The sequence below is a fragment of the Variovorax sp. Root434 genome, assembly GCF_001426595.1.
Lineage (GTDB): Bacteria > Pseudomonadota > Gammaproteobacteria > Burkholderiales > Burkholderiaceae_C > Variovorax.
Window position 1 is genome coordinate 63166 of sequence record NZ_LMEK01000024.1, and the last position, 21213, is coordinate 84378.

General features: G+C 64.1%; 24 protein-coding genes and 1 tRNA gene. 14 read left to right on the forward strand and 11 right to left on the reverse strand.

The features are described 5' to 3' along the window. Positions 1-24 precede the first annotated feature (24 nt). A complete protein-coding gene (locus tag ASD05_RS19945) occupies positions 25-1113 on the reverse strand; it encodes a LysR substrate-binding domain-containing protein (RefSeq protein ID WP_235508040.1) in 1089 nt (362 codons plus the stop codon). Positions 1114-1117: 4 nt separating this feature from the next. Here ASD05_RS19945 and ASD05_RS19950 point away from each other — a divergent pair, with 4 nt between their 5' ends. From ASD05_RS19950 to ASD05_RS19985, 8 genes are all read left to right on the forward strand, one after another. Next, positions 1118-2032 carry an amidohydrolase family protein gene (locus ASD05_RS19950; RefSeq protein WP_082572194.1) on the forward strand — a complete coding sequence of 305 codons (915 nt, stop codon included), beginning with the start codon at positions 1118-1120 and terminating at the stop codon, positions 2030-2032. A 16-nt stretch (positions 2033-2048) separates the two neighbouring features. Next, positions 2049-3050: a Bug family tripartite tricarboxylate transporter substrate binding protein gene (locus ASD05_RS19955; protein ID WP_056596099.1), complete on the forward strand. Its 1002-nt coding sequence runs from the start codon at positions 2049-2051 to the stop codon at positions 3048-3050. A gap of 57 nt (positions 3051-3107) precedes the next feature. Then, positions 3108-3794: an RraA family protein gene (locus ASD05_RS19960; protein ID WP_056596102.1), complete on the forward strand. Its 687-nt coding sequence runs from the start codon at positions 3108-3110 to the stop codon at positions 3792-3794. Then, on the forward strand, positions 3791-4705 hold the full coding sequence (locus tag ASD05_RS19965) for a hydroxyacid dehydrogenase (protein ID WP_056596104.1): 915 nt from the start codon (positions 3791-3793) through the stop codon (positions 4703-4705). The genes ASD05_RS19960 and ASD05_RS19965 overlap by 4 nt, the downstream gene beginning before the upstream one ends. Positions 4706-4751: 46 nt before the next feature. Then, positions 4752-5159, forward strand: a complete 408-nt coding sequence (locus tag ASD05_RS19970; RefSeq protein WP_235508042.1) for a tripartite tricarboxylate transporter substrate-binding protein — start codon at positions 4752-4754, stop codon at positions 5157-5159. A gap of 79 nt (positions 5160-5238) precedes the next feature. Next, positions 5239-6216, forward strand: coding sequence for a tripartite tricarboxylate transporter substrate binding protein (locus ASD05_RS19975; protein WP_056596111.1), 978 nt, complete (start codon positions 5239-5241; stop codon positions 6214-6216). 7 nt (positions 6217-6223) lie between these two features. Next, positions 6224-7114, forward strand: coding sequence for an amidohydrolase family protein (locus ASD05_RS19980; RefSeq protein ID WP_056596114.1), 891 nt, complete (start codon positions 6224-6226; stop codon positions 7112-7114). A 15-nt stretch (positions 7115-7129) separates the two neighbouring features. After that, on the forward strand, positions 7130-8044 hold the full coding sequence (locus tag ASD05_RS19985; RefSeq protein WP_056596117.1) for an SMP-30/gluconolactonase/LRE family protein: 915 nt from the start codon (positions 7130-7132) through the stop codon (positions 8042-8044). Here the strand turns inward: ASD05_RS19985 and ASD05_RS19990 are convergent. Next, positions 8041-8799 (reverse strand): IclR family transcriptional regulator, encoded by a 759-nt coding sequence (locus ASD05_RS19990; protein ID WP_056596120.1) that lies wholly within the window; start codon positions 8797-8799, stop codon positions 8041-8043. The two genes, ASD05_RS19985 and ASD05_RS19990, sit on opposite strands and share 4 nt — an antisense overlap. A 106-nt stretch (positions 8800-8905) precedes the next feature. Between ASD05_RS19990 and ASD05_RS19995 the strand changes: the two genes are divergently transcribed. The 6 genes from ASD05_RS19995 (at position 8906) to arsH (ending at position 12731) form a co-directional block, all read left to right on the forward strand. After that, positions 8906-9874, forward strand: a complete 969-nt coding sequence (locus ASD05_RS19995) for a tripartite tricarboxylate transporter substrate binding protein (RefSeq protein ID WP_056596123.1) — start codon at positions 8906-8908, stop codon at positions 9872-9874. A gap of 137 nt (positions 9875-10011) precedes the next feature. Beyond that, positions 10012-10335 (forward strand): ArsR/SmtB family transcription factor, encoded by a 324-nt coding sequence (locus ASD05_RS20000; RefSeq protein ID WP_056596126.1) that lies wholly within the window; start codon positions 10012-10014, stop codon positions 10333-10335. A 10-nt stretch (positions 10336-10345) separates the two neighbouring features. After that, the gene (locus tag ASD05_RS30945; protein WP_268810553.1) at positions 10346-10480 is read left to right on the forward strand and encodes a VOC family protein; all 135 of its coding nucleotides are present in this window, start codon (positions 10346-10348) and stop codon (positions 10478-10480) included. Continuing rightward, a complete protein-coding gene (locus ASD05_RS20005) occupies positions 10477-10965 on the forward strand; it encodes an arsenate reductase ArsC (RefSeq protein WP_056596129.1) in 489 nt (162 codons plus the stop codon). The genes ASD05_RS30945 and ASD05_RS20005 overlap by 4 nt, the downstream gene beginning before the upstream one ends. Positions 10966-10969: 4 nt before the next feature. Then, positions 10970-12028, forward strand: coding sequence for an ACR3 family arsenite efflux transporter (gene arsB / locus ASD05_RS20010; RefSeq protein WP_056596131.1), 1059 nt, complete (start codon positions 10970-10972; stop codon positions 12026-12028). After that, complete coding sequence (gene arsH / locus ASD05_RS20015) at positions 12018-12731, forward strand: arsenical resistance protein ArsH (protein ID WP_056596133.1); 714 nt, start codon at positions 12018-12020, stop codon at positions 12729-12731. The genes arsB and arsH overlap by 11 nt, the downstream gene beginning before the upstream one ends. 282 nt (positions 12732-13013) lie before the next feature. Here the strand turns inward: arsH and ASD05_RS20020 are convergent. The 9 genes from ASD05_RS20020 to thrS all read right to left on the reverse strand — a co-directional run bounded on the left by ASD05_RS20020 (position 13014) and on the right by thrS (position 21062). After that, positions 13014-13090: transfer RNA gene (locus ASD05_RS20020), tRNA-Pro, on the reverse strand. 26 nt (positions 13091-13116) lie between these two features. Next, entirely contained in the window at positions 13117-13575 is a 459-nt protein-coding gene (locus ASD05_RS20025) for a MerR family transcriptional regulator (protein ID WP_007832504.1), read from the reverse strand. A 64-nt stretch (positions 13576-13639) separates the two neighbouring features. Further along, positions 13640-14011, reverse strand: a complete 372-nt coding sequence (locus ASD05_RS20030) for an integration host factor subunit alpha (protein WP_042673257.1) — start codon at positions 14009-14011, stop codon at positions 13640-13642. Positions 14012-14016: 5 nt separating this feature from the next. Beyond that, entirely contained in the window at positions 14017-16458 is a 2442-nt protein-coding gene (gene pheT, locus ASD05_RS20035) for a phenylalanine--tRNA ligase subunit beta (RefSeq protein WP_056596136.1), read from the reverse strand. Between the two features lie 40 nt (positions 16459-16498). Then, a complete protein-coding gene (pheS, locus tag ASD05_RS20040; RefSeq protein ID WP_056596138.1) occupies positions 16499-17575 on the reverse strand; it encodes a phenylalanine--tRNA ligase subunit alpha in 1077 nt (358 codons plus the stop codon). 112 nt (positions 17576-17687) lie between these two features. Next, positions 17688-18047 (reverse strand): 50S ribosomal protein L20, encoded by a 360-nt coding sequence (rplT, locus tag ASD05_RS20045; RefSeq protein WP_007832499.1) that lies wholly within the window; start codon positions 18045-18047, stop codon positions 17688-17690. A 24-nt stretch (positions 18048-18071) separates the two neighbouring features. Further along, on the reverse strand, positions 18072-18275 hold the full coding sequence (gene rpmI, locus ASD05_RS20050) for a 50S ribosomal protein L35 (protein ID WP_007832497.1): 204 nt from the start codon (positions 18273-18275) through the stop codon (positions 18072-18074). Positions 18276-18429: 154 nt separating this feature from the next. Then, positions 18430-19053: a translation initiation factor IF-3 gene (gene infC / locus ASD05_RS20055; protein WP_082519464.1), complete on the reverse strand. Its 624-nt coding sequence runs from the start codon at positions 19051-19053 to the stop codon at positions 18430-18432. Positions 19054-19154: 101 nt separating this feature from the next. Beyond that, positions 19155-21062, reverse strand: a complete 1908-nt coding sequence (gene thrS, locus ASD05_RS20060; RefSeq protein WP_056596140.1) for a threonine--tRNA ligase — start codon at positions 21060-21062, stop codon at positions 19155-19157. Positions 21063-21213: the final 151 nt, after the last annotated feature.

Below are 21213 nucleotides of genomic sequence, written 5' to 3' on the forward strand. Positions count from 1 at the left end.
TCTCGCCATCCGCGAGATCGGTGATTACCCTTGCAGACTCTCGATGAGCGCTGCAACTGCGCGAGGCTGCGGGGTCTTGCGCAGGGCGTAGATGTTCAGGACGCGGTCGGCCCACTCTTCCGCCAGCGGACGCCTGGCAAAGCGGTCGGACCCCGCATAAGCCGTCATGGCACTTCGAGGCACCACCGCGATGCCGAGGCCTGCCTCCACCATGCGGCAGACAGCGTCGAAGCTGCTGACTGTCACCTTCGGGTTGAAGCGCCTGCCCAATGCCGTGGCGCGTTCGTTCAGGGACCGGTCCATCGCACCGCCCTGATGGATGCCGACCAAGGGATATTCGAGCGCACGCGCGAACGTGATGGCTTGCAGTTCCGCCAGTTCATGTCCCGAGGGAAGCACCACGAGCAAGGGGTCGGAGGCAAAACGCCATGCATCCATGCCCGCCGGCACAGCAACGTCCACGCCTACGCCGACATCGGCGCGATCGTCCAGACAGGCGCGCAGCACGTCGCGCGTGTCTTCCTCGTGCAGGGTGACCTCCACGCCCGGGTATGCCTCCATGAAGCGGTGCAAGCGCTCGGGCAGGAAACCGATGACGGAGGACATGTTGGCATGAAGGCGCACCCTGCCCCGCACTTCGCCGCCTTCGCTCTGCACTTCGCGCAACAAGGCTTGCAGTTCGTCGTCGAAGCGCTCGCCTCGCGCCAGCACCAGCCTGCCTGCATCGGTGAGTGCAATGCCGCGCGGCGAGCGCACGAGCAGCGGCGTCTCGAATGCATGTTCCAGGTCCGCGATCCTCCGGCTCAAGGCCGAAGGTGCGATGTTCTCCGCGGCAGCGGCACGCACGATGGAACCGGCGCGGGCCGCTGCCACGAACAACCTGATGCTGTAGGAATCGATTCGACGGGTCACAGGCTTCGTCGGTTGGTGGAACCACAAAGTGTGACATGGAGACGGCTGACACAGCGCATCTTTGCGCCGGGCTAAAGGCGACTTTAACGTTTCGCGCCGCACAACGCGTTCCACACAATGCAATGCCATTGTGATCTGCGCAACGGACAAATAAAGTTGCCTCCAACCCAACGCGAAGGCGCTGAGGAGATCAGGAGACAAACAGATGTCCGCTACGCGCAGAGATCACAGCCAAAGTCCGGCCGAGATGTCCTACTCGGCTGGCACGCAGGGACCCGGCATCGCAGTGCCGGCAGACGCGTGCGACTGCCATCTGCACGTCTACGACAGCGACTTCCCGGCAGCATCCGCCGCGCGGCTGCGTCCACCGAACGCCTCTGTCTCCGACTATCGACTTCTGCAACGGCGTCTGGGAACGCGCCGCGCGGTGCTCGTCACCCCCTCGACCTACGGCACCGACAACCGGGTCATGCTGAGGGCGCTGGAAGCACTCGGTGCGGATGCCCGCGGCGTCGCGGTCATCGACGGAGCGGAGAGCAACGAGCAGCTCGGGGCGCTTCACGCGCAGGGTGTACGTGGCGTTCGCCTCAACCTGTCGTTGGGCGTGGCGGGTTCGGTCGAGATGTTGGAGCCTCTCGCACAGCGCATTGCCGCTCTGGGCTGGCATCTTCAACTGCTGATGTCGCCGGATGCTCTAGCGGCCTTGGGCGACACCCTGCGGCGATTGCCAGTGCAAGTGGTCTTCGATCACTTCGCTCGCATTTCGCCGGCGCAGTCGGGCGCTCACCCTGCGCATGCACTCGTGCTCGCGTTGCTCCGCGAAGACCGTGCATGGCTCAAGTTGTCCGGCGGCTACCTCGTGAGCGCCCACGTGACTACGGACGACCCAGCGCTGACCGATCTCGCGCGCAGCTATCTCGATGCCAACCCTGATCGCATCGTCTGGGGAAGCGACTGGCCTCATGCGACTGCATCGGCCGGCCTCCATCCCATGCCCGATGACGCACGGCAGATGGATCGACTGGCGGACTGGACTTCCGATGTCGACCTGTTTCGTCGCGTGCTCGTCGACAACCCGGCTGCCCTTTACGGCTTCGCATCCCCCGCCCATTCCGACTGAGAAGAGAGACAGCGACATGACGAAAAGCATCCACACGCCGCCCTCTGCACTGCGCAGAGGCATCCTCTTGAGCGGTCTTGCGCTCACGGCCTCGTTCGGTGCGTGGGCGCAGGGCAATTGGCCGACCGGCCGCGTCATCACGTGGGTCGTTCCGTATCCGCCCGGCGGCAGCACCGATGTGTTGGGTCGAAGCATTGCGCAGAAGCTTGCCGGATCACTGGCCACCAACGTGATCGTCGACAACCGGGCTGGCGCCACGGGCACCATCGGAGCCGCATTTGTTGCAAAGGCCGCACCTGACGGCTACACGCTTCTGGGCACTTCCATCGGCCCGCAAGCCATTGCGCCGCATCTGATGGGGAAGCTGCCCTACGACCCGATCCGGAGCTTTGCGCCGGTGGTGACGATCGGCACGATCCCGCACATCCTGGTCGTCGGCGTCGACCAGCCGTTCAAGACCGTTGCGGACCTTGTCGCTGCGGGCAAGGCGCAGCCGGGCAAGCTGGCATTCGCGTCCGGTGGCACCGGCACGATCCTGCAGATGCAAGGCGAACTGCTCAAGCAGCAGGCCGGCGTGCAATTCATCCATGTGCCCTACAAGGGCGACACCCCTGCGCTGCAGGACACGCTCGGCGAACAGGTGAACTTCATGTTCGCTCCCGCGGCGGCAGCGCTTCCGCACGTGCTGTCCGGAAAGCTGCGCGCGCTCGCGGTCACGTCGGCGGCGCGTCTCAAGGCACTGCCGGACATCCCCACGATGGGCGAGGCCGACATGAAGAACTTCGTGGTCGAGCAGTGGCAGGCGGTCTTCGCGCCTGCCGGAACGCCAGCGCCTGTCATCGAGCGACTCAACCGCGAGATCAATGCCGCGCTGAAGGACCCATCCATCACCGCGCTCGCGGACAAGCTGGGCGTCACGCTCATCGGCGGCACGCCGCAACAGCTGGGCGAGTTGCAGAAAGCGGACTTCGCCAAATGGGCCGACGTTATCCGCAAAGGAAACATCAAGGCCGAGTAAGCCGCTCGCTCAAACCCTTCTTCCCTCCCACTCATTCAAACCGAGAGAACCATCACCATGAGCCAACTTCCTGAAATCGTTCGCGAGATCGAACGCGTATCCGCCGATATCGTCGCCAAGGCGGCCGCCTTCCAGGCCGCCATCCTTGCAGATGTCGCAGGCCGTCGCGGCACGATGAATGCCCGCGTGGCACCGGTCCACCACAGCATGTCGGTGGCGGGCCCCGCCTTCACCGTCGAGGTGCGCCCCGGGGACAACCTGATGGTCCACGCCGCGATCGCGCTGGCCAAGCCGGGCGACGTGCTCGTGATCGATGGCAAGGGCGATCAGACGGCCGCCCTCATGGGCACCCTGATGCTCAGCGCCTGCAAGAAGCAGGGGCTGGCGGGCGTGATCGTCGATGGCGCGATTCGCGACAGGCTCGACCTGCTGGAACTCGGCTTTCCGGTGTTCAGCGCAGGCTTCAACCCGGCAGGACCGACGAAGTTCGTCCCGGGCCGCATCAATCACACTATCTCGGCCGGCGGCACCATGGTGAATCCCGGCGACCTGATCGTGGGCGATGCCGATGGCGTGGTGGTGATCGAACGCGAGAAAGCGACCGCGATGCTGGCGCTGGCCGACAAGAAGGTCGCCGACGAAGCCGCACGCCAGGAAGCCATCAACCGCGGCGACACCGCCTCCAAGTGGCTGCCTGCAGCACTGCGCGCCGCCGGCGTCCTGAAGGAAGGGGAATCGCTGTGAGCGCCGTACTCGTCACTGGCGCCGACCTCGCGCCGCAGGCCCTCGACTTGCTCGCGGGCTTTGAGATGGTCTATGCAGGCAAGACGCCGACCGAGGAAGATGTCGGGGCCCTTTGCAAGGAACACAACCCTGTGGCCATCATCGTCCGCTACGGCAAGGTCACCGCGCAAATGATGGATGCCGCGCCGGCGCTCAAGGTCATCGCCAAGCACGGTACCGGTACGGACACGATCGACAAGATCGCAGCCAAGGCGCGAGGCATCGAGGTCGTCGTCGCGGTCGGGGCCAATGCAGCCGCCGTGGCGGAACAATCCCTCGCACTCATGCTGGCGTGCGCGAAGTCGGTCGTCCAACTCGACAGGCGCATGCACTCCGGCCACTGGGATAAAGCGACACACAAGTCTCTCGAGCTGGGAGGCCGGACCGTCGGCCTGATCGGTCTGGGTGCCATTGGCCAGCGATTCGCCAAGATGGCGGATGCGATGGGCATGCACGTGATCGGCTTCGATCCTTATGACAAGGACGTCCCGGGCTACATCAAGGTCGTCGATCTGGAAACGATCTGGCGCGATTCGGATGTGATCTCGCTTCACTGCCCGCTGACCGATGACAACCGCGGTGTGATGAACGCAGCCGCACTCGCGAAGTGCAAGCGGGGCGTGATCATCGTCAACACCGCTCGCGGTGGCCTGATCGACGAACAGGCTCTGCTGGTCGCGATCGAGTCCGGCCAAGTCGCGGGCGCGGGTCTGGACTCCTTCGCGGTCGAGCCGCTGGTCGCCGATCACCCCTTCCGCAAGCAGGATCGCATCGTGATGAGTCCTCACATCGGGGGCGTCACCAGCGATGCTTACGTCAACATGGGCGTTGGTGCCGCCAGCAACCTGCTGGCTGTGCTCGCCCGCGGCTGAAGCCCCGACGCACGCCATCAGCGCCGCGATTCCAAGGAGACAAACCATGCGCCGCGTCAACAACTTCAAGCGATTCCACGCAGCCCGATCCATCTGCGCGATGACCCAGGTGGGCAGCTCGTTCGCGACGCTCGGCTCGGTCCTGCCGCAGATTCAATCGGGCAAGCTCACTGCCCTCGCAGTGGCCGCGCCGAAGCGCTCCGCATTGCTGCCCCAGGTGCCGACCTTCGAAGAGGCCGGCGTGAAGGACTACCGCGCCGACGCCTGGTACGGACTGCTCGCACCCGCAGGCACGCCGCCCGCCGTGGTCGCGACGCTGCAGAAGACTGCACAGGCTTTCGCGCAGGCAGCTTCCACTCAGGAGAGGCTCAAAGGCTTGGGGATGGAAGCGCAGAGCGTTTGCGGCAGCGCATTCGGTGAGCAGCTTCAGCACGAAGTGCAGAGCTACAAGTAGCTCGCACGCGAACTCGACATCAAGGCCGAGTGAGATGCCGACACGTCCGGCAACTCATCGACAAACAGGAATTGCTTTCATGTTCTCCAGACTTACTTTCACCCAGCGCGCTGCACTCGTCGCATGCGCCCTTTGCGCTCTTGCCGCCGGCGCCGCCAACGCGGCCTATCCCGACCGCACCATCACCATCGTCGTGCCGTACGCGCCAGGTGGCGCCGCCGACGCCGTGGCCCGCGTGGTCGCGGCGCGCATGAGTACGAAGCTTGGCGCCACCGTGATCGTCGACAACCGTGCCGGCGCCAGCGGCACCATCGGTGCCGGCTTCGTCGCCAAGGCCCCGGCGGACGGCTACACCGTGCTGTACGACGCGACACCCTACTCGATCAATCCGCATCTCTTTCCCAAGATGCCGTTTGCCGCAAGCGCTCTGCAGCCACTCTCCCTGGTGCTGCTGGCGCCCAATGCGCTGATCGTCAAGGCCGATTCGCCAATCAAGTCGGTCAACGATCTGGTCGCCAAGGCCAAGGCGCAACCCGGCAAGGTGAACTACGCCTCCGGCGGCAGCGGCACTGTGCAGCGCCTCGCATCGGAACTGCTGCGCCAGAAGCTGAGCCTCGACATGGTCCATGTGCCCTACAAGAGCGGCGGCCCGGCCATCACGGACGTGATGGGCGGTCAGGTCGACTTCATGTTCGCCACCGTGGCCGCGAGCTATCCCTTCGTGAGTTCGGGCAAGCTGCGGGCGCTCGCGGTGTCCTCGCCGCAACGCTCGCCGCGGATGCCTGAGGTGCCGACGGTCGCCGAGACCGTGGTTCCGGGCTATGAGGCCTTCGAGTGGAACGGCATGTTCCTTCCCGCCAAGACGCCAAAGGACATCGCTGACAAGCTGCAACGCGCAGTGGTCGAAGTCCTGAAGGAAGACGAGGTGCAGAAGCGCCTGGCCGATCTCGGTGCCCAAGCCGTTGGATCGACGCCTGAGGAGTTCGCAACCTTCCTCAAGAAGGAAGACGCAAAGTGGGGCGATGTGGTCCGCAAGGGCGACATCAAGCTGGACTGAGCATCCGATGAATTCCTGGTCCACGCTTTCGCAGCCGGTGCCGCATTCTCTGGGCCTCGATCGGCCTGCGCGCCGGTTGCCGCCGATGGCGTGCGACTGCCACATGCACATCTTCGATCCTCGGTTCAAACCTTCGCCGCACTGGACGCGGCAGCCGCCTCTGGCGCCGGTGGCCGCCTACAGGCGTCTGCAGGAGCGCCTCGGAACCACGCGGGCCATTGTGGTGACGCCATCGACCTACGGCACCGACAACCGATGCACGCTCGATGCACTCGCGCAGCTTGGCCCTGACGCGCGAGGCGTCGCAGTGGTGGACCCCTATGTCTCAGAAGCGGAGCTTGACGAACTCGCGTCGCGCGGCATTCGAGGCCTGCGCCTCAACTTCGTCACTCCGCAATCGTGGGGCGTCACAACGCCGGACCTGCTGATCACGCTGGCCTCCAAGGCGAGCCGCCTCGGATGGCACATCCAGCTCCTGCTGCATCCGGACCAGTTGGTCGAGCTTGCACCCGTGCTTGAGAAGCTTCCAGCACCGCTGGTGGTCGATCACCTCGGACGCATCGACCCAACTGAAGGATCATCGGCGCAAGCCTTCCGGCTCCTGATGCCACTGCTGGAGGCCGGGAGCACCTGGATCAAGCTCTCGGGTGCCTACATGCGCTCATCGGTCGGCGGACCTTCCTACGCGGACACCGTGCCGCTCGGCCAGGCCCTCGTGCGAGCCGCGCCACATCGCATCCTCTGGGGAAGCGATTGGCCCCATACGACCGAAGCCGCCGGCACCGTGAACGATGCCGCGCTGGTCGATCTCCTCCAGGCATGGTGCGGCGACGACGCCTCGCTGATGGACCGCATCCTCGTCGACAACCCCGCAAAGCTCTATGGCTTTGCGACCTGAGCAGCATTACAGACCATGTTCCTCATCCAACCACCCCAGGTGCGCGAACTGAAGCTCTTCAGTGCGATGCCCGATCAATTTCGTCGCCCCGAACGCAGCGCATGGGCAGACGCGAATCGCGGCGGCACGCCGACCGATTCGTTCCTCGAAGGGCCCGTCTTCGACGACGCCGGAAACCTCTTTGTCACCGACATTCCCTGGGGTCGCATCTTCCGCATCGATCCGCAAGGACAGTGGTCGCTCGTCGCCGAGTACGACGGAGAGCCCAACGGAATGAAGTTCCTCGATGCGCGAACCCTGCTCATCACCGACTACAAGAACGGGTTGATGCAAGTCGAGGTTGCGAGCGGTCGCGTCACACCTTTCCTCGAACGTCGCAACAGCGAACGCTTCAAGGGCGTCAACGACCTGGTGTTCGACGGTGCCGGCAATTTGTACTTCACCGACCAGGGCCAGACGGGCCTTCACGATCCGACTGGGAGGCTCTACCGCCTCGGGCGCGACGGCAGGCTCGATCTGCTGCTGGACAACATCCCGAGCCCGAACGGCGTCGCGCTGTCACCGGACGGCAGGGTCCTGTATCTCGCGGTGACGCGCGGCAATTGCGTCTGGCGCGTGCCCCTTCTGCCCGACGGCAGCGTGTCAAAGGTCGGCCAGTTCTTCACGTCGTACGGGCCCAGTGGACCGGACGGCCTTGCGGTCGATGCGCAAGGGCGGCTGCTGGTCGCCAACCCCGGACTGGGTTACGTGTGGGTACTCAACAGTCGTGCAGAGCCTGTGGAAGTGCTGCGAGGGCCGAGCGGCGCGTCAACCACCAATCTCGTCTTCGGCGGACACGAAGGTCGCACGTTGTACGTCACCGATTCGACGCACGGCCACATCCTGATGGCCGACATGGATGCGGGTGGATTACCCTTGGCAAGGCGCTAGGGATGCCACTTCGAAACAACCGGCGGCGTCGCAGCTGAGCGTTGGCCCGCCAATGCGTAGGAGAGCTTGTTGGCGGCCTGCACGACGCTCTTCGCGTACTTCTCGAGCTTCGTCTTCGTGAGTCGTGAACTGGGCCCCGAGATGCACATCGAGCCGAGCAGGTTCCAGTTGGTGCGAAACACGGGGGCTGCAACGCTCGATACCTCGGTCTCGCGTTCGCCCATCGAGATGTGGAAGCCGCGCGAACGAATGGACTCGTAGGGTTCCCCCTTGGCACCGCTGAACGCGAGGATCACCCGCCCCGGTGCGCCGAGATTCAGCGGCAGCCGCTCTCCGATGCGGACGCTGTGCCGCACCGACTGCGGCCCTTCGACGCGGGCGACGCAAGACCGGATGTCGCCTTCGCGCACATAGAAGGACGCGCTCTCGCCAGTGAGCTTGACCAGTTCGTACAGGGCGGGCTCGACGACGTTATTGACGTCGAACCCGGCCTGATAGCGCGCCCCGAGCCAGCCGGCCGCCGGTCCGAGCCGCCATTGGCCGTCGTCGGTCTGCACCATGTAGTTGGATTGCGCGAGCGTGCGGGCAAGGCGCAGCACAGTGGTCTTGTGCATGCCGCAGCGACGGCTCAGTTCCGCGAGCGGGAGACTCGACTCTCCCACCTCGAAGGCTTCCATCAGGGACAGTGCCCGTGTGACGGCGATCACCCCGCTGGCGCGTTCGGTGGCAGGCTCACTCTTGCTGGCGTTGCGCATATTGGACCTTGGTTCGCTGTATGCAACGGCATTGTACGTATTGCAACTCGCAAATAAAGTCCTCCGAAAGCGCCACCCTCAGGCGCTGCCTATCGGAGACAAGTTCATGCATCCCTCACGCCGCGCTGTGCTGGCATTGGCCGCAGCATCCCTTCTGGTCACGGCCGTACACGCTGAAGCCTGGCCCACGAAGCCGATCCGCCTGATCGTGCCGTTCCCCGCTGGTGGCGGCACCGACATCATTGCGCGCGAACTGGCAAACAAGCTGACCAGCTCGGGCTACAACTTCGTGATCGACAACAAGCCCGGATCTGGCGGCAACCTGGGTGTCGATGCAGCCGCCAAGGCGGCACCTGACGGCTACACGCTGGTGCTCGGCCAGACCAGTAACCTCGCAATCAATCCGACGCTGTACCCCAAGCTGCCCTACGACCCGGTCAAGGACCTCACGCCGGTGAGCCTGGTGGCGAGTTCGCCGTTGGTCATCGTCGCGGGATCGAGCACTCCCTACAAGACGCTCGGCGACGTGGTGAAGGCTGCGAAGGAAAAGCCTGGCTTCATCAACTACGCATCGTCGGGCAACGGCACCGTGTCCCATCTCGCGGGCGAGTCTTTCCAGAAAACGGCGGGCATCAAGCTCACGCACATTCCGTACAAGGGCGCGAGCCAGGGCGCCACGGACGTCATCGGCGGTCAGGTGCAGCTCTACATCTCGACAGTCCCGACGCTGATGGGCCACATCAAGAGCGGAAAGATGCGCCCGCTCGCCGTGACTTCGCTGCAGCGCGTGCAGGACCTGGCCCAAGTGCCCACCGTGGCCGAATCGGGCTTCAGCGGCTTCGAGTCCGTCACGTGGTTCGGCATCCTGGGCCCGGCGAACCTGCCGAAGGAAGTCGTCGCCAAGCTCAATGCCGACATCAACAAGGCGCTCAAAGAGCCCGACTTGCGCCAAAAACTGATCGCTCAGGGCGCCGATGTGAGCGGAGGCAGCGCGGAGCAGTTTTCGAAGCTGATCCGAGACGACATTGTTCGATGGGGCAAGCTGGTGAAGGACTCCGGCGCAAAAATCGATTGACCGCAGCAAAGCTGGGTTGGGAGGTCGACCATGCGCCAGAGAAGCGCGCGGCATGGGCGGATCGAAGCGTAGGAACCTGCGGGTTGGAGCCGAGCAAGCTCATTGAATCTATCCAATAATTCAACTATTATTGGATAATGGAAGAAAAACACGTCATCCAAGCCTTGGCCGCGCTGGCCCAACCGGTACGCCTGCAGGTCTTTCGAGCACTGGTCGTCGCCGGACCTGACGGCCTGACGCCCGGTGTGCTCGCGGATCAGCTCGGGGTGCCTTCGACGAGCCTGTCGTTCCACCTCAAAGAGCTGACACACGCCAACTTGGTCAGCCAGACGCGGGACGGTCGCAACCTCATCTACCGCGCGGTGTTCGAGCAGATGAATGCGCTGCTCGGCTATCTCACGGAGAACTGCTGCCAGGGCGAGGCGTGCCTGCCTGCCAGCGTCACAGCCTGCGAATGCTGAAGGAGAACCCATGAAGCGCTTTCATGTCCATCTGCACGTCGATGACCTGGCGAAGAGCATCGCCTTCTACTCGGACGACCTGGGCATTCAGGCCGAAAACGAGTCCGAGCTCGACATCGGCAAGATTCAAAAGGCTGCGCAATGACGCTCAACGTTCTCATCCTCTGCACCCACAACTCGGCTCGCAGCGTGCTGGCCGAGGGCATGCTCAACCACTGGGCCCAGAAGCTCGGCAAGGACGTGAAGGCGTTCAGCGCCGGCAGCGCGCCCAGCGGAAAGATCAACCCGTTCGCCATCGACGTGCTGCAGGCCGCCGGCGTGAACACCGAGGGCTTTCGCAGCAAGAGTTGGGACGAGTTCACCACGCCCGTCATGCAGGTCGTCATCACGGTCTGCGACAGCGCTGCGCAGGAGGCTTGCCCGTACTGGCCCGGCACGCGCGTGAAGATCCACTGGGGCTATCCGGACCCGTCCAACACCGAGGGCGGCGACGAGGCAAAGCGCCAGGCCTTCGAGCTGACGCGCCAGGCGATCTCTTACCGCATGCTCCAGCTGCTGGCGCTGGACAATCCCGAAGCGATGAGCGACGCCGAGCTGCAAGAGCGACTGCGCCGCATCTCTGCGAGCTGACCCCATGAGTGCAGTGATTGAAAGCCCGCGCAGCGCGGTAGCCCCCATGAGCGTGTTCGAGCGCTACCTCACGGTTTGGGTGTTCCTCTGCATCGTCGCCGGCATCGCGCTGGGGCAGCTCTTCCCGGCGGCGTTCCAGGCGGTAGGCCGTCTGGAGGTCGCGAAGGTCAACATTCCGGTAGGCGTGTTGATCTGGGTGATGATCATCCCGATGCTCTTGCGGGTCGATTTCGCGGCCCTCGCGCAGGTGAAGAACCATTGGCGCGGCATCGGCGTGACGCTGTTCATCAACTGGGCGGTGAAGCCGTTCTCGATGGCCTTCCTGGCATGGCTTTTCGTACGCCAGGTCTTCGCAAGCTTTCTGCCGGCCGAGCAGCTCGACAGCTATGTGGCCGGCCTGATTCTGCTGGCGGCAGCGCCCTGCACGGCGATGGTTTTCGTCTGGAGCCGGCTGACCGGCGGTGACCCGACGTTCACGCTCTCGCAGGTCGCACTGAACGACGCCATCATGGTGTTCGCCTTCGCGCCGATCGTCGGCCTGCTGCTGGGCCTGTCGGCCATCACCGTGCCTTGGGACACGCTCATCACCTCCGTGGGCCTCTACATCGTGCTGCCTGTGATCTTCGCGCAGCTGCTGCGCAAGCGGCTGCTGAAGGCGGGGCCCGCGGCCTTCGAACAGGCGATGCACCGCATCGGCCCGTGGTCGATCGCGGCGCTCCTGCTGACCCTCGTGCTGCTGTTCGCGTTTCAGGGCGAGGCCATCATCAAGCAGCCGCTGGTGATCGCGATGCTCGCAGTGCCGATCCTGATTCAGGTGGTACTGAATTCGGGCCTTGCCTACTGGCTCAATCGGAAGCTCGGCGAGAAGCACAACATCGCGTGCCCATCGGCGCTGATCGGCGCGTCCAACTTCTTCGAGCTGGCGGTGGCCGCAGCCATCAGCCTGTTCGGCTTCCACTCGGGCGCGGCGCTGGCCACCGTGGTCGGCGTGCTGATCGAGGTGCCAATCATGCTGGCCGTGGTCAAGGTCGTGAACTCGTCGCGAGGCTGGTATGAGTCGTGAGCTGCCGAACATCGATCCGGCCTTGTTCGCAAAGGCCGACCCGGATCTGCTGCTGCCGGCGCAACGCTCCACGCACGCGCCGCGCATCCTGCTGCTGTATGGCTCGGTGCGCGAGCGCTCCTACAGTCGCCTGCTGACGGAAGAAGCCGCCCGCCTGCTGCGAGCGTTGGGCGCGGAAACGCGGATCTTCGACCCCCGTGGCCTGCCGCTGCCGGACTCGGAGCCGGACGACCACCCCAAGGTGGTGGAACTGCGCGAGCTTGCCCAATGGGCCGAAGGCATGGTCTGGACGTCGCCCGAGCGCCACGGGGCGATGACCGGCATCATGAAGGCGCAGATCGACTGGATACCGCTGTCGGTCGGTTCGGTGCGTCCGACGCAGGGCAAGACGCTTGCGGTGATGGAGGTGTCGGGCGGCTCGCAATCGTTCAATGCCGTGAACCAGCTGCGCGTGCTGGGCCGTTGGATGCGCATGATCACGATCCCCAACCAGTCGTCGGTGGCCAAGGCCTTTCTGGAGTTCGACGAGGCGGGACGCATGAAGCCCTCGCCGTACTACGAGCGCGTGGTCGACGTGATGGAAGAGCTGGTGAAGTTCACGCTGCTCACGCGCGACTGCGCGAGCTACCTGGTCGACCGCTACAGCGAACGGCGCGAGAGCGCCGAGGCGCTCTCGAAGCGGGTCAACTTGCGCAGCATCTGAGCCAAGCGAGCGTGCAGAGCAGGACAACAACGACCGTCATGCTGGGCGTTGCCCAGACCTTGGTATGCGCCTCGTCGTACTACCTTTCGCGTGAAAACACTCGTTGCGCATGTTTTCGAGGGTCAGACCACGGGGAATTGCCAGCAGGCAACTGAGCCCAATGCGGCATCTGTGCGCCCTTGGAGAACAGTGAACCCGTGCAATTTAGGGCATATGTAGGGCACGGGCACCGAAAATGACAAAGGGGTTAGCAACTACTACGCTGCTAACCCCTGTCAATTTTGGTCGGTGTGAAAGGATTCGAACCTTCGACCCCTTGCACCCCATGCAAGTGCGCTACCAGGCTGCGCCACACACCGAAGCTCTCGATTATAGCGGTTGAAATTCAGCGTCCGATGGTCAACAGCTCACGAATTTCAAAGAGTTCGCGCCGCAGGTGCAACAACTGCGACAGATCGACCGTCTGCGCAGCAGCGGGTGCAGCGGACTCCTGCACCACCGCAGCGTCGAATTCTTCCTGATCGATCTCGATCGCCTCCACGCCTTCAAGCGGCACCTCTCCTGCCTTGCGGCGGTCGCGCTCGCCCTGCACCAGTTCCTGCAGCTTGTTGCGCGCACCGCTGATCGTGAAGCCCTGGTCGTAGAGCAGATCGCGGATGCGGCGGATCATGAGCACCTCGTGGTGCTGGTAGTAGCGGCGGTTGCCGCGCCGCTTCATGGGCCGCAGCTGCGTGAACTCCTGCTCCCAATAGCGAAGCACGTGCGGCTTGACGCCGCACAATTCGCCGACCTCACCGATGGTGAAGTAGCGTTTGACGGGAATCGGTGGGAGCGTTTTCTCCATTGAAATCAAGACTGTGCGCGGGAAACCTTAGAGATTACTCCACCCAGGCGCACAGCACCAAGCACTATTCCGCGCCCAAGCTCCACTCGACTTCGGCTGCGCCGTTCTGGTCGATGCTTCCGTGAATCTGTTCCTTGAGCTTGGCGCTCGCATGGAACGTGGCCACGCGGCGCTCCCCGATCGGAATCGCCTCGCCGGTACGCGGATTGCGGCCGGGCCGGGGCGCCTTCACACGAATCTGGAAGTTGCCGAAGCCCGAGATCTTCACGTCCGTGCCCTCGATGAGGCTGTTGGCCACGAGTTCGAAGAACGCCTCGACCATGTCCTTGGACTCACGCTTGTTCAGGCCGATTTGCTCGAACAGCAGGTCGGCCAGATGCGCCTTGGTGAGCGCGGGCGTTTCGAGAGCCTCGAGCGTGAATTCGGCAGCGTTCATTCCCGTCATCCCCTCAAGCGGCCGCCGAGCGCGGCGCCCAATTGTTCGACGATTGCGCGGACCGCGGGTTCGACCTGCTCGTCCGTCAAGGTGGCGCCGTCGTTCTGGAAGGTCAGGCGAACCGCCATGCTCTTCTCGCCTTGCGCCAGTGCTCCGGGCGCGGCCACGGCACCATCGCGCAATGGCTGCGGACGATAGATGTCGAACAGCGTCACGTCGCGCAGCAGACCCTGTGCGGCCGTTGCCGTGCGAATGGCCTGCACCAGCGCATCGTGCGTGACGGCTTCGGCCACGACGACGGCGAGGTCGCGCTCCACGGCCTGGTGCTTCGGCACGGGCTGCGCAACCGGCACGGGGCGTGCAGTGACCGCGTCGAGGTCGAGTTCGAACAGCACCGGCGCCTGGGCGAAGTCCCACTTCTGGCGCCAGCGCGGATGCAGTTCACCGACGAAGCCGATGGCCTTGCCATCGACCAGCACTCGCGCCGAACGGCCCGGGTGCAGCGCAGGATGCTCTGCCACTTCGAAGACCGGCACGAGCGGTGCAAGCAGTGCCTCGACGTCGCCCTTGACGTCGTAGAAGTCGACGCGGTTCGGCTTGCCGTCCCAGCGCGCCTCGTCGGCATCACCCCAGGCGAGGCCCGCCACGCGCATCGGCTGATTCACGCCGCGCACGGTGCTGTCGGTGGTGACGACGCTGTCGTCGCGCATGAACACGCGGCCCAACTCGAACACACGCACGCGCGGCGCCTTGCGGTCGAGGTTGAACTTGAGCACCTGCAGCAGCGAGCCGAGCAGCGACGAGCGCATCACGCTCATCTGGCTGGCAATGGGGTTCAGCAGCTTGACCGGATTGGCATTGCCAGCAAGGTCCTGCTCCCAGTGCGCCTCGACGAAGCTGAAGTTGATCGTTTCCTGGTAGCCCAATGCGGCCACGCTGCGGCGCACCGCGAAGCGGCTGCGCTGCGCCTCGGGCCGCACGCGGGCGGTGATGGGTGCGAGCGGCGCGATGGTCGGCAGGTTGTTGAAGCCGATCAGGCGCGCGACCTCTTCGATCAGGTCTTCTTCGATCAGCAGGTCGAAGCGGTGCGGCGGCGGGGTCACGGTCAGCGTGCCTTCGCCTTCGGTGATCGCGAAGCCGAGGCGGTTCAGCGCATCGGTGCATTGCGCCTGCGTCAGCGGCATGCCGATCACGCGCGAGGCGCGCGCCACGCGCAGCGTGACGGGCACGGCCTCGGGCACGCGCAGCGTCTGGTCGTCCATCCTGCCAGCCTCGCCGCCGCAGATTTCAATGATCAGCTGCGTAATGCGCTCGATGATCTGCACCGTGCGGCTCGGATCGACACCGCGCTCATAGCGATGGCCTGCGTCGGTCGAGAAGTTGAAGCGGCGCGAACGGCCCTGCACGGCCTCGGGCCACCAGAACGCAGCCTCGACGTAGATGTTGCGCGTGTCGTCGGAAACCGATGTGGCGTCGCCGCCCATGATGCCGGCGAGCGATTCGACTTCGCGGTCATCGGCGATCACGCCGACCTTGTCGTCGACGGTGATGGTGTTGCCATTGAGCAGCTTGAGCTGTTCGCCCGCCTTGCCCCAGCGCACCGTGAGGCCGCCGTGGATCTTGTCGAGGTCGAAGATGTGGCTGGGCTGGCCGTACTCGAACATCACGTAGTTCGAGATGTCGACCAGCGGCGTCACGCTGCGTTGGCCGCAGCGCGCGAGGCGCTCGACCATCCACGCCGGCGTGGCGACCTTGGTATTCACGCCGCGCACGATGCGGCCGGAAAAACGACCGCACAGGTCAGGCGCCTCGACCTTGACTGGCAGCACATCGGCGAACGACGTGGCCACTGGCGCGATAGCCGGGGTCTTGAGCGGTGCACCGGTGAGCGCTGCAAGTTCGCGCGCAACGCCGTAAACGCTCAGGCCGTGCGCCAGATTGGGCGTGAGCTTGAGCGTGAGCAGCGCGTCGTCAAGCTTGAGTACATCGCGCACGTCGGCGCCGATGGGCGCATCGGTAGCGAGTTCGAGCAGGCCGCCGTGGTCTTCGCTCAGCTTCAATTCGCGCGCCGAGCACAGCATGCCCTGGCTCTCGACGCCGCGCAGTTTGCCGAGTTTGATAAGGAAGGGCTTGCCGTCTTCACCAGGCGGCAGTTCGGCACCGACCAGCGCGCACGGCACCTTGATGCCGACGCGCGCATTCGGCGCGCCGCACACGATGTTGAGCAAGGCGCCCTGCCCCGCGTCGACCTGGCACACGCGCAGGCGATCGGCGTTAGGGTGCTGCACCGCTTCCTTGATCTCGCCGACCACGATGCGCGTGAAAGGCGGCGCCACCGGTCGGCGCTCCTCGACCTCGAAGCCGCCCATGGTGAGCGTTTCGGCCAGTGCGGCGCTGTCGAGGGGCGGGTTGCAGAACTCGCGCAGCCAGGATTCCGGGAATTGCATCTCTTCGATCTCGATCTGGTTTTTTATCTATGGAGGGGGCTCACTGGAACTGCGAAAGAAAACGCAGGTCGCCGTCGAAGAAGAGGCGCAGGTCGTTCACGCCGTAGCGCAGCATGGTGAGCCGGTCAGGGCCCATGCCGAAGGCGAAGCCGATGTATCGCTCGGGGTCGAGCCCCATGTTGCGCACCACGTTCGGATGCACCTGGCCCGAGCCCGCCACCTCGAGCCAGCGGCCGGCCAGCGGGCCGCTCGCGAACTGGATGTCGATTTCGGCGCTGGGCTCGGTGAACGGGAAGAAGCTCGGTCGGAAGCGCAGCACGAGGTCGTCGCGCTCGAAGAAGGTGCGGCAGAAGTCGGTGAAGACGACCTTCAGGTCCTTGAAACTCACGTTCTCGCCGAGCCACAGGCCTTCGCACTGGTGGAACATGGGCGAGTGGGTGGCGTCGCTATCGACGCGATAGGTGCGGCCCGGCGCGATCACGCGGATCTCGGGCGCCTTCACTGTACCCGTGGTGTCGGCTGCAGCAGCGGCGAATTCGGCCGCGTACTTCTTGGTGTGCTGATGCGCGTAGCGAACCTGCATCGGGCTGGTGTGCGGACGCAGGTTGTAGGGAATGCCGTCGTCGCCGTTCAGGTCGACGTAGAAGGTGTCCTGCATCGAACGTGCAGGATGATTCGGTGGGTTGTTGAGCGAGGTGAAGCTGTGCCAGTCGCTCTCGATTTCGGGGCCGTCGGCCACGTCGAAGCCCATGCTCGAGAAAATCTCCTCGATGCGCTCCAAGGTGCGGCTCACGGGATGCAGTCCGCCGGGAATGCGGCGACGGCCGGGCAGGCTCACGTCGAGCGCTTCGGCGCGCAGTTGCAGCGAGAGTTCTTCGTCGGCCAGTTGCTGGCGGCGGTCGGTCAGCGCGGCCTCGATGGACTGCTTGCCCACGTTGATCGCGGCGCCGCGGGACTTCTTCTCTTCGACACTCAGCGCGGCCATGCCCTTCATCAGCTCGGTGATGCGGCCCGACTTGCCGAGGAACTGGGCCTTGGCGTTTTCGAGCTCGGCGGGCGTCTTCGCTTCGGCAAAAGCGGCGCGGGCGGTGTCGACCAGGGAGTCCAACTCGTTCATAGCAACAAAAATCTTCGAGGGGAAATAAAAAAGAGCTGGAGCCTTTTCAAGCGCCAGCCCTTGAGCCGTGGGCGCAAGAAGCCGTCCGGAGACGGCAACCTGCTGTGCAAAATCAAGCAGCCAGCTTGGCCTTGACCTGCTCCACGATGCCGGCAAAAGCGGCCTTGTCGTGCACGGCGATGTCCGCAAGCATCTTGCGGTCGATCTCGATACCGGCCTTGCGGATGCCGTTGGCGAACTGGCTGTAGGTCAGGCCCAGTTCACGCGAGGCGGCGTTGATACGCGCGATCCACAGCTGACGGAACACGCGCTTCTTGGTACGGCGGTCACGGTAGGCGTATTGGCCTGCCTTCATCACCGCCTGTTTGGCGACGCGGAAGACATTGCCGCGGCGACCGCGGAAACCCTTGGCGAGTGCGAGAACTTTCTTGTGGCGGGCGCGAGCCGTTACACCACGTTTGACGCGAGGCATGTGTGTACTCCTTGTTCGTCTGAGTTAAATGCCACGGCCGGGCAGCATGGCGGCGACAGAAACCATGTTGGTCTCATGCACTGCGACTGCACCACGGAGGTGACGCTTGTTCTTGGTGGTCTTCTTCGTCAAGATGTGACGCTTGAAGGCTTGACCGCGCTTGACGGTGCCACCGGGACGAACGCGGAAACGTTTTTTCGCGCTGCTCTTGGTCTTCATTTTGGGCATGTGAATGCTCCTTTAGTTTGTGCTCGTGAGGCGCCATGGATGCTCCACGGACTTGTTGGCCCCGAGACACTTCTTTATCTCGCCCCTGCCCGCTCTTCTTTCAAAGTGCCGGCAACGGCGAAATCCCTTCAAAACCCTGACTGCTGCAAACGCCTCAGGCGGTTGCAGCCGGCGCCGTTGCCGGCGCAGCGTCTGCTGCCGGCTTGGGAGCCCCGCCGCCAGCCTTCTTGCGGCCCGGCGCGATCATCATGATCATCTGGCGGCCTTCGAGCTTCGGGAACTGCTCGACCATGATCAGGTCGCCCAGTTCGTCGCGAATGCGCTGCAGCAATGCCAGACCCAGCTCCTGGTGCGTGATCTCGCGGCCACGGAAGCGCAGCGTGATCTTGCATTTGTCGCCGTCCTCAAGAAAGCGCTTGATGTTGCGCATCTTGATGTTGTAGTCGCCATCGTCGGTACCGGGCCGGAACTTGATTTCCTTGACCTCGATGACCTTCTGCTTCGACTTCGCCTCGGCCGCCTTCTTCTGCTCGTGGTACTTGAACTTGCCGTACTCGATCAGGCGACATACCGGCGGGTTGGCCGCCGCGACGACCTCCACCAGATCCACATCGGCCTCGCCAGCAAGGCGCAAGGCCTCCGAGAGACTCATAACACCCAATGGCTCGTTTTCCGGGCCTACAAGGCGGACTTCCGGGGCCATGATTTCCCGGTTCAGGCGGTGTTGGCGTTCCTCGCGGTGGCGGCGGTCGCGAAATGCAGTAGCGATGGTCAGGATCCTTCAAAAATTGCTACAAAATCTGTAGCGAACGCCGGTCAGTCCTCGCGGACAAGCGGCACGATTTGGCTGGGAAACATATGGGGTGTTTCAGAGGCAAATCAACGCTTGTCGGCAACATCCTGGACGAGCCGTTGCACGAACGATTCGAGGGACATTGCTCCGAGGTCTTGATTGCCCCGGGCGCGCACTGCGACGGCACCTGCTTCCTTTTCCTTGTCACCCACGACGAGGATGTAAGGGAGCTTTTGCAACGAATGCTTCCGTATTTTATACGTAATCTTCTCGTTGTGCAGATCCAGCTGGACCCTAAGCCCTTGATTCTGCAGCGTTTTCGCCACTGAAGCCGCGTAGTCGGCCTGCCCTTCGCTGATGTTGAGCACCGCCACCTGCACCGGAGCGAGCCATGCGGGCAGTGCGCCGGCATGGTGTTCGATCAGCATGCCGATGAAGCGCTCGAGGCTGCCGACGATGGCGCGATGCAGCATCACGGGGTGTGCGCGGCCGCTCGATTCCGTCACGTACTCGCCGCCCAGACGCTCGGCCGTATTGAAGTCCACCTGCATCGTGCCGCACTGCCACTGGCGGCCCAGCGCGTCCTTCAGCGTGTATTCGATCTTCGGGCCGTAGAAGGCACCATCGCCCGGAGAAATGATGAAGTCGACGCCCGAACGGCGCAGCGCCTCCATCACCGCATGCTCGGCCTTGTCCCACAGCTCGTCGGAGCCCACGCGGTTGTCGGGCCGCGTGGCGACCTTGTAGAGAATGTCCGTGAAGCCGAAGTCGGCATAGACCTTCTGCAGTTGCTCCGTGTACGCGATGCACTCGTCGAGGATCTGGTCTTCCGTGCAGAAGATGTGCCCGTCGTCCTGCGTGAAGCCGCGCACGCGCATGATGCCGTGCAGCGCGCCGCTGGGTTCGTTGCGGTGGCACTGGCCGAACTCGCCGTAGCGCAGCGGCAGGTCGCGGTAGCTGCGCAGGTCGCTCTTGAAGATCAGCACGTGGCCCGGGCAGTTCATCGGCTTCAACGCGTATTCGCGCTTCTCCGATTCCGTCGTGAACATGTTGTCGCGGTAGTTCTGCCAGTGACCCGTTTTCTCCCACAGGCTCTTGTCGAGGATCTGCGGGCCCTTCACTTCCCAGTAGCCCGTGTCGCGGTATATGCTGCGCATGTACTGCTCGACCTGCTGCCACACGGCCCAGCCCTTGGGGTGCCAGAACACCACGCCCGGCGCCACTTCGTCGATGTGGAATAGGTCGAGTTCCTTGCCGAGCTTGCGGTGGTCGCGCTTCTCGGCTTCCTCGATGCGCTGGATGTACTGGTCGAGCTGCTTCTTGTCGGCCCAGGCCGTGCCGTAGATGCGCTGCAGCTGCTCGTTCTTGGCATCGCCGCGCCAGTAGGCGCCGGCCAGCTTCGTGAGCTTGAAGACCTTCAGGAAGCGCGTGTTCGGCACGTGCGGGCCGCGGCACATGTCGACGTATTCCTGGTGGTAATACAGGCCCATGGCCTGCTCGTCGGGCATGTCCTCGACGAGGCGCAGCTTGTAGTCCTCGCCGCGCGACTTGAAGACCTCGATGACTTCGGCGCGCGGCGTCATCTTCTTGACCACGTCGTAGTCCTGCGCGATCAGCTCGCGCATGCGCGCCTCGATGGCGGCCATGTCCTCGGGCGTGAAGGGGCGCTCGTAGGAGATGTCGTAGTAGAAGCCTTCGTCGATCACGGGCCCGATCACCATCTTGGCCGTCGGGTAGAGCTGCTTCACCGCATGGCCGACCAGGTGGGCCGTCGAGTGGCGGATGATTTCCAGGCCCTCGTCGTCCTTGGGCGTGATGATCTGCAGCCTGGCGTCGTGGTCGATGACGTCGCTGGCATCGACGAGCCGGCCGTCGATCTTGCCGGCCACCGTCATCTTGGCGAGCCCGGGGCCGATGGACTGGGCGACTTCGGCCACCGAAACCGGGCCGGGGAACTCGCGGCGCGAGTTGTCGGGAAGCGTGATCTGGATCATGTGGAAACCTCGGGAGAAAAACAAAAAAAGCGCGGTGGATGCCGCGCTTTGCCTGGTTGAAGAGCTGGCAGAAACCAGCGAGCGCGGGGCTACCGGCCTTTTCCTTCGAAGAAGAAAAAGCCGCTGAATCCTTGCGGAGTAGTTCGCGGTG